Below are 12782 nucleotides of genomic sequence, written 5' to 3' on the forward strand. Positions count from 1 at the left end.
TGTGATGCGGCCCTTCTTCTGTCGGCGGCGTCATTGATGCCCTCGACGAGTGCGCGCCGCTGCGCACATTGGCGCCCGCAGGCAGTTCAACCACCGGCGGCGGTACATGTCTGCTCCTATCTAAGTTCCCTAACTTGGCGGCTCGGGTGCGCGATCTTCACCTGGCCGACGGCCGTCGCAGGCATTCGTGGCGCGACCGCCATGCTCGTTATGGAATCAATATTGCATAGAAATTCGTATTGGAACCGCGATTATTCGACGAGCTTCCCAGGCAACGAGGCCGACGGCTCGGGCGTCTATTCCACGGGGGCGCAAGTGGAGCCGATTGCACCCACTGGGCAGGCAATATGATGCTCGACAGGCATTGGCGAATCGCAGATTGCCCCACAACGCATGACTTCCCGCGCTAAACTATCAGCAAGCTGTCAGTAAAATTACATTTTCGTTATTTTTGAGTGACAATCCCAGTCCGGCGCAAAATGGCGCTGGTTGCCATGCTCGAGAGCGCAAATGAAAATCCTGATTGTTGAAGATGAGACGAAGACCGGTGACTACCTTAAACAGGGCTTGGTCGAGGCGGGGTTTGTTGTCGACCTGGTTCGCGATGGCAATGAAGGTCTTCATCGTGCGCTCACGGACGCCTATGATTTGATGATCCTCGATGTGATGCTGCCCGGGATCGATGGATGGGCGGTACTGGGGGGCGTAAGAAAATCAGGCAAGGATATGCCCGTACTCTTTCTGACTGCGCGCGACCAAGTCGATGATCGCGTGCGCGGCCTCGAGTTGGGCGCCGATGACTACCTCGTGAAGCCTTTCGCCTTCTCCGAACTATTGGCGCGGGTGCGCACGCTATTGCGGCGCGGCAGCAAGGCCAAGGAGTCCGAATTTTTGCGCGCGGCGGACCTCGAACTCGACTTGATCCGCCGCCGTGTGACGCGCGCGGGCAAACGGATCGATCTGACCGTGAAGGAGTTCGCGCTGTTGGAATTGTTGCTGCGACGACAGGGCGAAGTGCTGCCCCGTTCACTTATCGCCTCCCAGGTATGGGACATGAATTTCGACAGCGATACCAACGTGATCGAAGTCGCGGTGCGGCGCCTGCGTGGAAAAATGGACGAGGGTTTCACGCCCAAGCTCATCCATACAGTCCGCGGCATGGGCTATGTCCTTGAGGTGGACCCATGCGAATAAGGGCATGCATGTCCCTGACGTTGCGACTGACATTGCTGTTTGCGGCGGCATCGACCACGGTGCTGCTGTTATTGGGCTATTTGATCGCAAATTCGGTCGAGAAGCACTTCGAGGAACAGGACATGGAAGGGCTAAGCGGGAAGCTTGAACTTGCCCAGTATACCCTCGAGAAGGTGCGCTTCAAGACGGACTTGGCGACGCTGCCGCTGCAGCTTGCCGATTCGCTTGTCGGCCACCATGGATTGGCCATGCTGGTCGTTACCCCCGGCGGCGAGACGCTGTTTGCGACGCATGGCGCCAGCTTTCCAACAGGCCTGACGCACGCTGTCCGCAGCAAGGACCCACGCACGCTGGTCTGGCGGACGGCGGACGGCCACCCGTACCGGGGGATTTCCAAGTTGGCAAGTACGGGCATCCGCGGGGCGCCCGACGCCGTGATCGCCGTTGGCACGGACATCTCGGAGCATGAGCACTTCATGGCCGCATTCAAGACCACTTTGTCGATGGTCGTGGTCCTCGCCGCGATCCTCACCGGGTTCCTGGGTTGGATTGCGGCCAGACGGGGGCTGGCGCCGCTGCGATCGATGCGGCGCGAGGTCGAGGGCATCACGGCGCGCAGGCTCGATGCGCGATTGTCGGCCGCGTCCGTGCCAGTCGAATTGGCCGAGTTGGCAGAGACGCTGAACATCATGCTGGCGCGGCTCGAGGAGTCATTTCAACGCCTTTCAAATTTTTCATCGGATCTGGCGCACGAACTGCGCACGCCTGTGAGCAATCTACTTACCCAGACCCAGGTCACGCTTTCAAAGGCGCGCACGGCCCACGAGTACGGCGAAATACTGGCCTCGAATGCGGAAGAGTTCGAGCGACTGGCGCGGATCATCGGAGACATGCTTTTTCTCGCAAAATCGGACAACGCGCTGGTGATCCCGACCCGCGAGCCAGTCGACCTGATCGATGAGGTTAGGAGCGTGTTCGAGTTTTATGAGGCGCTGTCCGAGGAGAATGGTTTGCAGATGGCGGTGTCCGGGGCGGGGCAAATCTTGGGCGACAGGCTAATGGTCCGGCGGGCCATCAGCAATCTGCTCTCGAACGCGGTTCGGCACACCTGCCCGGGCGGGCGAATCGCGGTCCACGTCGAAGAGGCAGGGGCAAGCCACGTCGTTTTGTGTGTGGAAAATTCCGGCGACACTGTTCCGCCCGAGCACCTGCGGCGGCTTTTCGAGCGCTTCTACCGCGTCGACTTTTCAAGGCGGCGCCAAAGCGACGGCGCCGGACTTGGCCTGGCAATTACCGGTTCGATCTTGCGGGCCCATGGCGGCGACACGTCCGTTAGCTCCGAGAACGGCACGACAAGTTTTTGCCTGCGCTTCTTGGCCGGGTAGGCGCAAAGTGAGCGGCGGGCGGGCAATGCGGATCGCACACAAGGGCGCATTACAAAGTTGTAATGGTGTGGACGGAATGTTGTCATCAAATTTTTGTTAGACTGTTGCCGTTCCAGGGTCATGCCGGGTCACCCGGTTTTCCACGGCAGCACAATCGACTCGGGCATCTAGCGCATCCTGGCGCGACTGCGTCGCGCACATCAGCATGTGTGCGATGCTTGGGCGCGTCGATAACAGTTCGGAGGGCAGGATGGTTTTTCAACGATGTTTCGTGTTTGCGCTCGCCGCAGCGCTGGGGTTAAGCGTCGTTGCGCAGGAGCTGCCGGCCGCGCCGCCTGCAACGGGCGAGAAGGCGGCAGGGGCGGCGCAGCTCTATCAGTCGGCCTTCACCGACTACATAAGCTTTCGCGAGCCCGAGGTGATGCCCTGGCGCGCATCGAACGACTTGGTGCGCGGCGCCGGCAATACGGGCGAGCACGACATGGGCACAACTGGCCTTGCTCCGGCTCCCGTCCCGGAAAAAATGGCTGCGCCCGACAAATCGCTGAGCAAACAAAAGGCGCAGCCGGCCAAGTCCGCGTCCGCCGCCCCGCACCAAGCGAAGAAGCCGGCCGAGCTGCCCCCGCACACCATGGACCACAGCAAGATGAACCATAAGGACTGACGATGCAATTTTTTTCGATGTCTTTGCGCCCGATCGCAGTTGGCGTTTCCTTGCTACTGCTGAGCGGGTGCGCAAGCTTCTCGAGCGAGGGCGGGTTCGGTTCGGTGCGGTCGATGACGAAAGAGCGCATTGGCAAGGACGTTGCATGGGTGAAGTCCGATGCGGATTCGGCCATGGTCGACCGGACCATCGAACCACTGCTGGCGCGGCCGCTGCTGGTTGACGATGCCGTCACGATTGCCCTTCTCAACAATAAAGGCTTGCAGGCTGAGTATGCGGAATTGGGCATCAGCGAGGCGGAATTGGTCCAGGCCGGGCGCCTGAGCAATCCGCTCTTTTCGTTCGGACGCCTGTCGCGTGGCGGCGAAGTAGAGATCGAACGTCAGCTGATGCTACCTGTGATGGGTCTGCTGACGATGCCTGTGGCCAAGCGGATAGCCAGACGCTCGTTCGAGCAGGCCCAACTGCGCGCCGCTGGCGAGGCCCTGAGCGTTGCCGACAACACGCGGCGCGCCTATTTCTCGGCCGTCGCCGCGCAGGAGAGCGCGACCTACATGGAACAGGTCAAACTGGCCGCCGAGGCGAGCGCGGAACTGGCCGTGCGAATGGTCGCCGCCGGCAACTGGAGCAAACTCCACTTGGCGCGCGAGCAAGCCTTTTACGCCGATGTCGTCGTCCAGTTGGCCCGGGCGATGCAAGAGCGCGTATCGCAACGCGAGCGCCTGACCAGGCTGATGGGCCTGAGCGGAAAGCGCGCCGCGTTCACGTTGCCCAACAGGCTCCCCGATTTGCCAAAGACGCCGAAAGAACCTGGTGAGCTCGAAGCGGACGCATTGAAGAATCGCCTGGACGTCCTGATGGCCCGCCGCGAACTGGCTGGCCTGGCCGATTCGCTCGGGCTGACCCGGACCACACGCTTCGTCAACGTCCTCGACGTCAGCTACTTGCGCAACAGCCTCGCCGAAAGCCCCACCAAGGAAACAGGCTACGAGATCGAGCTGCAGATCCCCCTGTTTGACTGGGGCGGCGCCCGGGTGGCGCGCGCCGAGGCAATGTACATGCAGGCGCTTCATCGCACCGCCGAAATAACGGTCAATGCGCGCTCGGAAGTGCGCGAGGCCTATACGGGCTACCGCAGCACCTACGATATCGCGAAGCACTATCGCGATGAGGTCGTCCCGATCCAAAAACGGATCTCCGAGGAGCAACTGCTGCGTTACAACGGCATGTTGATCAGCGTGTTCGAGCTGATCGCCGATTCGCGCCTACAAGTTGCCAGCGTCAATGCCTCGATCGAAGCGCTGCGCGACTTCTGGATGGCCGAGTCGGCCTTGCAGATGGCGCAGACGGGGCGCGCGGCCGGCGCCGTGCCGCTGGGGCGCAAGAGTGGCCCGGCGGCCGCGCCTGCCGCACACTGAACGATCACAAAGGAAATTCGCATGGTTTCACGTAGAGATTTTTTTGGCGGCGCAGGCGCATTGGCCATCAGCGCGGGCCTGGTCAGCCGGGCCGGGGCGGCCTCGCTGCCGGAGGCGCCCACGATGGACAAGGCGTCGACGCAGCCGCCCCTGTCCCCGCCGAATGGAAGGCCATACAACCCGGTCGTGACACTGAACGGCTGGACGCTGCCTTGGCGGATGAATAATGGCGTCAAGGAGTTCCACCTGGTTGCCGAACCCGTGGTGCGTGAACTGGCGCCCGGGATGAAGGCGCACCTGTGGGGCTATAACGGGCAATCGCCCGGCCCGACGATCGAGGTGGTCGAAGGCGACCGGGTGCGCCTGTTCGTCACCAACAAGCTGCCGGAGCACACGAGCATCCACTGGCACGGCCAGCGCCTGCCTAATGGCATGGATGGCGTCACAGGGCTTACTCAGCCCGGCATACAGCCGGGCAAGACGTTCGTCTATGAGTTCGTGGCCAAACGCCCGGGAACCTTCATGTACCACCCGCACGCCGACGAGATGACCCAGATGGCCATGGGCATGATGGGCTTTTGGGTGACGCATCCGAAGGATCCGAGCCTGCACCGGGTCGACCGCGATTTCTGTTTTCTGCTTAATGCCTACGATATCGAACCCGGCAGCGCTACGCCGAAGACGGCGACCATGCTCGATTTTAATCTGTGGACGTTCAACAGCCGCGTGTTCCCCGGGATTGATTCGATGGTGTGCGGCCTGAACGACCGTGTGCGCATCAGGGTAGGCAATCTGACGATGACGAATCACCCGATCCACCTGCATGGACATGAATTTGTCGTGACCGGGACTGACGGCGGCTGGACCAATCCCGCCTCGCGCTGGCCGGAAGTGACCACCGACATCGCGGTGGGCCAGATGCGTGCCATCGAGTTCGATGCCACGGAACTGGGTGACTGGGCATTCCACTGCCACAAATCGCACCACACGATGAACGCGATGGGACATGACGTACCCAACCTGATCGGCGTTGATCATCGCGGTGTCGCCGAAAAAATTAACAAACTCATTCCGGACTACATGGTCATGGGCGACAAGGGCGGCTCGATGGGGGATATGGAGATGGCGCTTCCGGAGAACACACTGCCGATGATGACCGGGACCGGGCCGTTCGGCGGCATCGAGATGGGGGGCATGTTCACCACGGTGAAGGTGCGCAAGGGACTGGCGCGCAACGACTACAAGGACCCGGGCTGGTACAAGCACCCGGCGGGAACCGTGGCGTTCGAATGGAAGGCGGGCGACGCGCCGATGCCCGATCCGGTCAAGGCGCCGGGCGCTGCGGCGTCCGCGCCCAAGCCTGGCGAAAAAGTGCTGAAGGTACGCAAAGGAAACGGCCACAGCGGACATTGAAAGGATCACCCGCTCGACTTTGCATGCCTCGAATCGGGCCTCATCGAGGGCGGCATGAAGGGAAAAGCTTGTGGTGAAGTAGAAGTTTGTGCCGCTGCGTCTTGATTGGCAGTGGCGCATTATGGAGTGCCGTGCCGGCGCAGCGCCGTGCGGTCAAAACCGTTTTCAAGGAGTTGAAATGAAAAACCCATCCAAGTTGTTACTGGCCCTCGCAACCGTCGCTGCGATCCCGATGCTGTCGTTTGCCGCCGAAGGCGCAAACCCCGCCAAGGAAAGCGCCGGCATCACACAAAAGGCGGCCGCCGAACCCATGGCCGATGGAGAAATCAAGAAAATCGACAAGGACGCCGGCAAGATCACAATCAAGCACGGGCCTCTGGCGAGCCTCAACATGCCCCCGATGACGATGGTCTTCCGCGTCAAGGATGCCGCCATGCTCGACCAGGTCAAGCCGGGTGACAAGGTCAAATTCAGCGTCGAGAAACTCAACGGCGCGTTGACCGTGACGGCGTTCGAAGCTGTCAAGTAAGGTTGTTGCTGCCGTCAGTCCGATGGCGGCACTTATCAGAAGCGGGCCCTGGCCGGTTGTGACGACCGCGCACCACCCCATCGATGGCGTCCCCGTTGCCTATCTGCTTGTCGATGCCGTGGGATCAGATAAGCGCTTAGAACAACAAAAAACCCGCCACGCCTCGCGGCGCGCGGGTTTTTAACGCCAAATGAAACAGAGAAGTTGGTGCGGGGTCCAGGGATCGAACCTGGTTATCAGTACTGGGCTAACATCGGCCGCGGCTGGGCTTTACCAATAAGCGAACCTCGCAATTCCATCGTAGTGCAAAATTACCAAAACGCAATAACAATTTCTCAATAAAAACAAAGAAAATTTCACTCGTAGTAGTACGGCTTGACGGGCACGGCATCCTGGCGTTGTTTGTCGAGCTCGTCGAGGTCGACCCGGTGGTCCCACCAGATGTACCAGCCGCGCCTTTGATCCTCCTCCACCTCGGGATGTTCGTCGAGATAGTCGCCGAGGAACTGGTCAAATTCTGATGCGTACGCGGCCCGGTTGATGCGATATTTCGCAGGTTTCGGGTTCATGGCGCCTCCTTGTGACGTTACTTTGACAGCGCCCAAACGCGCCGGTTCACATGTACGTCCGCGCGGAAATGCCGTACCATACCGGCGTCGCCGCACACTTGCCCCAAGCACAGGAAAGAATGAACCAACAGCCACACATCGAGGCACCCGAGGCCGAACCCGCGCCCCGTTTCCGTCCCTGTCCATGGACCGCGCTCGAGACGGTGCAAGATGTCGAATTGTGGATCGACGAGCACAACCGCAGTTTGCAGGAGCACATCGGCCCGCAGGAAACCGGTTACGGCGTGTGCTTCACGCTGGCCGAAGGGGGCAACATCTACATGCAAACCAATGGCGACGCGATCATGCTCGATGTCGATCCCGACGCGCAATGGGTGGCGCCCCTGATCGCCGCGGCCACCCAGAGCCCGCCGCCGCCCGGGCAATCATGGGTGCTGCCGGACGACAAGCTGATCCAACTCGTCATCGGACTGAGCAGCCTGGTCGCGAGCACCACGCTGGTGGCGGGCCACCGCTTCGGCGGCCGCAAGCGCTAGAAACAAGGCAACAAACACGGCCAGCAAACAAAAAAGCCGTACCCGGCGATGGGTACGGCTTTTGTTTTGCGGCGGCCCCATAGCGCGCCGCCTACATGCTCATCACATGTTCGGATAGTTCGGACCGCCGCCGCCTTCCGGCGTGACCCAGACGATGTTCTGGGTCGGATCCTTGATGTCGCAGGTTTTGCAATGCACGCAGTTTTGCGCATTGATCTGCAGGCGGTCCTTGCCTTCGTCCGTCTTGACGAACTCGTACACGCCGGCCGGGCAATAACGCGCCTCCGGTCCCGCGTAGGTGGCCAGGTTGACGTCGACCGGGATGCTCGCGTTCTTGAGCGTCAGGTGGACCGGCTGGTCTTCGGCGTGGTTGGTGTTGGAGATGAACACCGACGACATCTTGTCGAACGTGAGCTTGCCATCGGGCTTGGGATAGACGATCGGCTGGTAGTTGGCGGCCGGCTTGAGGCATTGGTGGTCGCCGTAGTCGCGGTGCAGGGTCCACGGCGCCTTGCCGCGCAGGATCAATTGGTCGATGCCCGTCATGATCGAGCCGAGGTACAGGCCCTTAGACAGCCATGGCTTGACGTTGCGCGCCACGTGCAGTTCCTCGTGCAGCCACGAATTTTCGAACGCGACCGGATAGCTCGCCAGTTCGTCGTGCTGGCGCTGCTCGCCGAGCGCCGTGAACGCCGCTTCGGCGGCCAGCATGCCGGTCTTGATCGCGGCGTGGCTGCCCTTGATGCGGCTCATGTTCAGGAAGCCGGCGTCGCAACCGATCAGCGCGCCGCCCGGGAACACCAGTTTTGGCAAGGCCTGCAGGCCGCCGGCGGTGATCGCACGGGCGCCGTAGGAGATGCGCTTGGCGCCTTCGAAGAAGGTGCTGATCGCCGGATGCGTCTTGTAGCGCTGGAATTCCTCGTACGGCGACAGGTAGGGATTGGCGTACGACAGGCCGATCACATAGCCGACCACGACCTGGTTGTTCTCGAGGTGGTACAGGAAGGAGCCGCCGTAGGTGTCCGACTTGAGCGGCCAGCCGGTGGTGTGGATGACCAGCCCCGGCTTGTGTTTCGCCGGGTCGATCTCCCACAGCTCTTTGATGCCGATGCTGTACGACTGCGGGTCCTTGCCCTTGGCGAGGTCGTACTTGCTGATCAATTGCTTGCCGAGGTGGCCGCGCGAGCCCTCCGCGAACAGGGTGTACTTGGCGTGCAATTCCATGCCGAGCTGGAAGTCGGGGCCGGGCTGGCCGTGGCGGTTCACGCCCAGGTTGCCGGTGGCGACGCCCTTGACCGAGCCGTCGTCGTTGTACAGGATTTCGGCGGCCGGGAAGCCGGGGAAGATCTCGACGCCCAGCGCCTCGGCCTGCTGGCCGAGCCAGCGCGTGACGTTGCCCAGCGAGATGACATAGTTGCCGTGGTTTTCAAAGCAGGCCGGCACCATGAAGGCCGGCGTCTGGATCGCTTTGGTTTCGGTCAGGAACAAAATGCGGTCTTCCGTCACCTCGGTGTTGAGCGGGGCGCCGAGCTCCTTCCAGTTCGGGAACAACTCGTTGAGGGCGCGCGGGTCCATCACCGCGCCCGACAAGATGTGGGCGCCGACCTCTCCGCCTTTTTCGAGCACGCAAACGGCCACTTCCTGGCCTTTTTCGGCCGCCAGTTGCTTCAGTTTGATGGCCGCCGACAGGCCGGCCGGGCCGCCGCCGACGACGACGACGTCGTATTCCATCGCCTCGCGCGGGCCGTATTGTTCGAGTAAGTTAGTAGGCTCAGTCATGGTCTCATCTTGGATGGTGGAAAATTTAAGCACGAGTGTGCGTCTTTTTGCCGGTGTTTGCAACTTTGGCGACATTTTACGGGCATTATTAGATGTCGCCGTCTAATACTGGCGAATTGTGTAATGATTGCGGTTTCGTTGGTACCAGAGAGGGAGTCGACCGTGGGCATTGAAGTCAACTATGAAGGAAAAATCGCACTCATCACCGGCGCCTCGAGCGGACTCGGCGCCCGTTTCGCCAAGGCCCTCGCGGGCGCCGGTGCCCAAGTCGTGCTGGCGTCGCGCCGCACCGACCTGCTCAAGGAATTGCGCGCCGAGATCGAAGCCGACGGCGGCGCCGCCCACGTCGTCTCGCTCGACGTGACCGATATCGCCAGCATCAAGTCGGCCATCGCGCACGCCGAAACCGAGGCCGGTCCGATCGACATCCTGGTCAATAATTCGGGCGTCTCTACGACCCAGCGCCTGATCGACGTCACCCCCGAAGACTACGCCTACATGATGGACACCAACCTGCGCGGCGCCTTTTTCGTGGCCCAGCAGACCGCGAAACGCATGATCGCGCGCGCCAAGGGCGACCCAAAAAAACAACACCGCATCATCAACATCGCCTCCGTGGCGGGCTTGCGCGTGCTGCCGCAGATCGGCGTCTACTGCATGAGCAAGGCCGGCGTGATCCAGATGACCAAGGCGATGGCGGTCGAGTGGGGCAAATACGGCATCAACGTCAACGCGATCTGCCCGGGCTATATTTCGACCGAAATCAACGAGGATTATTTCCTCACCGAGCAGGGCCGCAAGTTGATCGACATGCTGCCGCGCAAGCGCGCCGGCAAGCCCGAAGACCTCGACGGCCTGCTGCTGCTGCTCGCGGCCGAGGAGACCCATTTCATCAACGGCGCCATCATCACGGCCGACGACGGGATGACCGCGCAGTGAGCGAAACGCCGGCCGAAGGGGCGGGGCGGGTCCACAAGCTGGTCCATTCGATGCGCATGCCGATCCGCTGGGGCGACATGGACGCGATGGGCCATGTCAACAACACGGTCTATTTCCGCTATATCGAGCAGGCCCGCATCTCGTGGTTCGACCAGATCGCCTGCGCGCCCGATCCGGCCGGGACCGGCCCCGTCATCGTCAACGCCCATTGCTCGTTTCTCAAGCAACTCAAATATCCGGGCGAGATCGAGGTGCGCACCCTGGTCGGCGCCGCCGGGCGTTCGAGCTTCGAGATGAGCCACGAAATCCGGCTCGTCGACGCCGCCGGCGCGCCCGGCCAGCTGCACGCCCACGGCGGCGCCAAGGTGGTCTGGGTTAATTTTCCGGCCGAAAAATCGGTCCCGCTGCCCGAGGCGCTGCGCGCCCTGCTGGCCCCGGATGGCGGCGCCCCAGCCGCCGTTCCCACAACTGTTGTGCCGGACCAAAACCGATCCTAAGTAAAAAGCATTCCTTTACAGAACGCCAGCTCCCTTCACTTATAATGCAGTCGTGCATTGGTGCGCGGGCCGTTTGGCGATCGAAACAAGGGAATGCGTGTGGATGGGGTGAGGTTTTCAGTTGCAAGGCATGCGGCCTGGTCGCCCGGCGTGAGCACGCCCGAGGCCTGGCGCGCGTGGGCGCAGGCGCCGTTCAAGATCGAGGGCACTGCCCAGCCGGCGCTGGCCAAAATGCCCGCCATGCTGCGCAGGCGCGCCGGCTTCCTCGGAAAAATGGCCCTTGAAGTCGCCTACGACTGCCTCGACGGCCGCAGCGGCGTGCCGACCGTGTTTTGCTCGCGCCACGGCGAGGCCGCGCGCGCCATCGAACTGCTCACCGAACTGACCGACGAGATGCCCCTGTCGCCGACCGGTTTCGGCCTCGCCGTCCACAATGCGAGCGCCGGCCTGTTCTCGATCGCGCGTGCCGACCAGGCCAACCACGTCGCCCTCGCGGCCGGCGCCTGCACGGTCGAACACGCCGTGATCGAGGCCTGCGGCATGCTCGCCGACGGCGTCCCGATGGTGCTGCTGGTGGCCTACGACTGTCCGCTGCCGGAGGTGCTGAGCGCGTTCGAGGACTGCGCCGAGCAGCCCCACGCGTGGGCCTGGCTGATGGTGCCGGCCGGCGCCGGCGCGCTGGCGCTGCACTGGAGCGCCGACGACGCGCCCGGCTTCGCGCCGGACCCGACGTCGATGCCGGGCGGGCTCGAGGTGCTGCGCTTCTACATGGGCGGCGCGCCCCGGCTCGAGCGGCGCGACGGCCGTCTGGCGTGGCGCTGGACGCGCGATGATTGAGCTGGCCGGGCGCGGCTGGCGCGTGTTCGCCACCGGTTTGAGCTTCGCCTTGTTCGGGCTCGCCGGAATGCTGCTCGGCCTGGTCGTGCTGCCGCTGCTGTCGCTCGGCGTGCGCGGGCGCGAGCGCCGCAGCGCCACCACGCGCACCGTGATCCGGCACACGTTCCGCTTGTTTGTCGCGACCATGCGCGCGCTGGGCGTGCTGCGCTACCGCCTGAGCGGCTTCGAGCGGCTCGAGCGCGAGGGCATGCTGATCCTGGCCAACCACCCGACGCTGATCGACACGGTGTTCCTGATGGCCTTCGTCAAGCGCGCCGATTGCATCATCAAGGGCGCGTTGTGGCAGAATTTTTTCATGGGGCGGGTGCTGCGCGCGGCCGGCTACATCAACAACGACCAGGGTCCGCAACTGGTCGAGGCATGCATCGCCTCGCTGCGCGCCGGGAACAACCTGATCATTTTCCCGGAGGGCACGCGCACCCCGGCCGGCGGCGCGCTCGCGTTTTTGCGCGGGGCGGCCAACATCGCCGTGCGCGGCGCGCGCCCGATCACGCCGGCCGTGATCCGCTGCGAGCCGCCCGCGCTGGGCAAGGAGGGGCGCTGGTGGAGGGTGCCGCCGCGGCGCGTCATGTTCACCATCGACGTGCACGAGGATATCGCCGCGCACCAGTTCCGCGGCGCGGGCCAGTCGGACGTCATGGCTGCGCGTCATTTGACGCAGCAGCTCCAAGAGTATTTCACAAAAGAGAGCCAACGCTATGCTTGAACAAGAAGTCAAAGAACTCATCATCGACGTGCTGCAGCTCGAAGACATCGGCGCCGCCGACATCGACAGCGAGGCGCCGTTGTTCGTCGACGGCCTCGGGCTCGACTCGATCGACGCCCTCGAAATCGGCGTGGCGCTGCAAAAGCGCTATGGCATCACCTTGTCGGCCGAGTCGGACGACACGCGCCGCCACTTCGCATCGGTGCGCGCGCTGTCGGCGCTGATCGAAGCCACCCGCAAGAAGTAACGGAGCCGC

Annotated in this window: 14 protein-coding genes and 1 tRNA gene; 12 read left to right on the forward strand and 3 right to left on the reverse strand. The window is 62.7% G+C overall.

Annotation, left to right across the window (positions count from 1 at the left end):
• The first annotated feature begins 510 nt into the window (after positions 1-510).
• From C7C56_RS24180 to C7C56_RS24205, 6 genes are all read left to right on the forward strand, one after another.
• Complete coding sequence (locus tag C7C56_RS24180; protein WP_106759908.1) at positions 511-1194, forward strand: heavy metal response regulator transcription factor; 684 nt, start codon at positions 511-513, stop codon at positions 1192-1194.
• Positions 1195-1202: 8 nt separating this feature from the next.
• On the forward strand, positions 1203-2579 hold the full coding sequence (locus C7C56_RS24185) for a heavy metal sensor histidine kinase (RefSeq protein ID WP_219933222.1): 1377 nt from the start codon (positions 1203-1205) through the stop codon (positions 2577-2579).
• Between the two features lie 271 nt (positions 2580-2850).
• Positions 2851-3243, forward strand: a complete 393-nt coding sequence (locus tag C7C56_RS24190) for a hypothetical protein (RefSeq protein ID WP_146204628.1) — start codon at positions 2851-2853, stop codon at positions 3241-3243.
• A gap of 50 nt (positions 3244-3293) precedes the next feature.
• Positions 3294-4661 carry a TolC family protein gene (locus C7C56_RS24195; RefSeq protein ID WP_229458966.1) on the forward strand — a complete coding sequence of 456 codons (1368 nt, stop codon included), beginning with the start codon at positions 3294-3296 and terminating at the stop codon, positions 4659-4661.
• A gap of 21 nt (positions 4662-4682) precedes the next feature.
• Positions 4683-6074, forward strand: a complete 1392-nt coding sequence (locus C7C56_RS24200; protein ID WP_106759912.1) for a multicopper oxidase family protein — start codon at positions 4683-4685, stop codon at positions 6072-6074.
• 88 nt (positions 6075-6162) lie between these two features.
• Positions 6163-6603 carry a copper-binding protein gene (locus tag C7C56_RS24205; protein ID WP_307719078.1) on the forward strand — a complete coding sequence of 147 codons (441 nt, stop codon included), beginning with the start codon at positions 6163-6165 and terminating at the stop codon, positions 6601-6603.
• A gap of 205 nt (positions 6604-6808) precedes the next feature.
• On the opposite strand, the gene C7C56_RS29125 is transcribed toward C7C56_RS24205, so the two are convergent.
• Positions 6809-6894, reverse strand: a tRNA-OTHER gene (locus C7C56_RS29125).
• Positions 6895-6959: 65 nt separating this feature from the next.
• Entirely contained in the window at positions 6960-7172 is a 213-nt protein-coding gene (locus C7C56_RS24210; protein ID WP_106759914.1) for a DUF3460 family protein, read from the reverse strand.
• Positions 7173-7291: 119 nt separating this feature from the next.
• Here C7C56_RS24210 and C7C56_RS24215 point away from each other — a divergent pair, with 119 nt between their 5' ends.
• Positions 7292-7708: a hypothetical protein gene (locus C7C56_RS24215; protein ID WP_106759915.1), complete on the forward strand. Its 417-nt coding sequence runs from the start codon at positions 7292-7294 to the stop codon at positions 7706-7708.
• A 102-nt stretch (positions 7709-7810) separates the two neighbouring features.
• Here the strand turns inward: C7C56_RS24215 and C7C56_RS24220 are convergent, their stop codons facing one another.
• Positions 7811-9487, reverse strand: a complete 1677-nt coding sequence (locus tag C7C56_RS24220; protein WP_181373334.1) for an electron transfer flavoprotein-ubiquinone oxidoreductase — start codon at positions 9485-9487, stop codon at positions 7811-7813.
• Between the two features lie 123 nt (positions 9488-9610).
• Between C7C56_RS24220 and C7C56_RS24225 the strand changes: the two genes are divergently transcribed.
• From C7C56_RS24225 to C7C56_RS24245, 5 genes are all read left to right on the forward strand, one after another.
• A complete protein-coding gene (locus tag C7C56_RS24225; RefSeq protein ID WP_370660241.1) occupies positions 9611-10426 on the forward strand; it encodes an SDR family oxidoreductase in 816 nt (271 codons plus the stop codon).
• A gap of 50 nt (positions 10427-10476) precedes the next feature.
• Complete coding sequence (locus tag C7C56_RS24230) at positions 10477-10923, forward strand: acyl-CoA thioesterase (protein ID WP_370660242.1); 447 nt, start codon at positions 10477-10479, stop codon at positions 10921-10923.
• A 108-nt stretch (positions 10924-11031) separates the two neighbouring features.
• Complete coding sequence (locus tag C7C56_RS24235) at positions 11032-11760, forward strand: beta-ketoacyl synthase chain length factor (RefSeq protein WP_229458967.1); 729 nt, start codon at positions 11032-11034, stop codon at positions 11758-11760.
• Positions 11753-12526 (forward strand): lysophospholipid acyltransferase family protein, encoded by a 774-nt coding sequence (locus tag C7C56_RS24240; RefSeq protein WP_106759919.1) that lies wholly within the window; start codon positions 11753-11755, stop codon positions 12524-12526. The genes C7C56_RS24235 and C7C56_RS24240 overlap by 8 nt, the downstream gene beginning before the upstream one ends.
• Positions 12519-12773, forward strand: a complete 255-nt coding sequence (locus C7C56_RS24245; protein ID WP_106759920.1) for a phosphopantetheine-binding protein — start codon at positions 12519-12521, stop codon at positions 12771-12773. Before C7C56_RS24240 ends, C7C56_RS24245 begins: the two co-directional genes overlap by 8 nt.
• The last annotated feature ends 9 nt before the right edge of the window (positions 12774-12782 follow it).

The sequence above is a fragment of the Massilia glaciei genome (assembly GCF_003011895.2).
Taxonomy (GTDB): domain Bacteria; phylum Pseudomonadota; class Gammaproteobacteria; order Burkholderiales; family Burkholderiaceae_D; genus Telluria_A; species Telluria_A glaciei.

Excerpts from the sequence above, each read along its gene's own strand:
- C7C56_RS24185 (WP_219933222.1), top strand. The coding sequence starts at position 1,203 with ATGTCCCTGACGTTGCGACTGACATTGCTGTTTGCGGCGGCATCGACC.
- C7C56_RS24220 (WP_181373334.1), bottom strand. The coding sequence starts at position 9,487 with ATGACTGAGCCTACTAACTTACTCGAACAATACGGCCCGCGCGAGGCG.
- C7C56_RS24210 (WP_106759914.1), bottom strand. The coding sequence starts at position 7,172 with ATGAACCCGAAACCTGCGAAATATCGCATCAACCGGGCCGCGTACGCA.
- C7C56_RS24240 (WP_106759919.1), top strand. The coding sequence starts at position 11,753 with ATGATTGAGCTGGCCGGGCGCGGCTGGCGCGTGTTCGCCACCGGTTTG.
- C7C56_RS24180 (WP_106759908.1), top strand. The coding sequence starts at position 511 with ATGAAAATCCTGATTGTTGAAGATGAGACGAAGACCGGTGACTACCTT.
- C7C56_RS24230 (WP_370660242.1), top strand. The coding sequence starts at position 10,477 with ATGCGCATGCCGATCCGCTGGGGCGACATGGACGCGATGGGCCATGTC.
- C7C56_RS24225 (WP_370660241.1), top strand. The coding sequence starts at position 9,611 with ATGATTGCGGTTTCGTTGGTACCAGAGAGGGAGTCGACCGTGGGCATT.
- C7C56_RS24215 (WP_106759915.1), top strand. The coding sequence starts at position 7,292 with ATGAACCAACAGCCACACATCGAGGCACCCGAGGCCGAACCCGCGCCC.
- C7C56_RS24200 (WP_106759912.1), top strand. The coding sequence starts at position 4,683 with ATGGTTTCACGTAGAGATTTTTTTGGCGGCGCAGGCGCATTGGCCATC.
- C7C56_RS24245 (WP_106759920.1), top strand. The coding sequence starts at position 12,519 with ATGCTTGAACAAGAAGTCAAAGAACTCATCATCGACGTGCTGCAGCTC.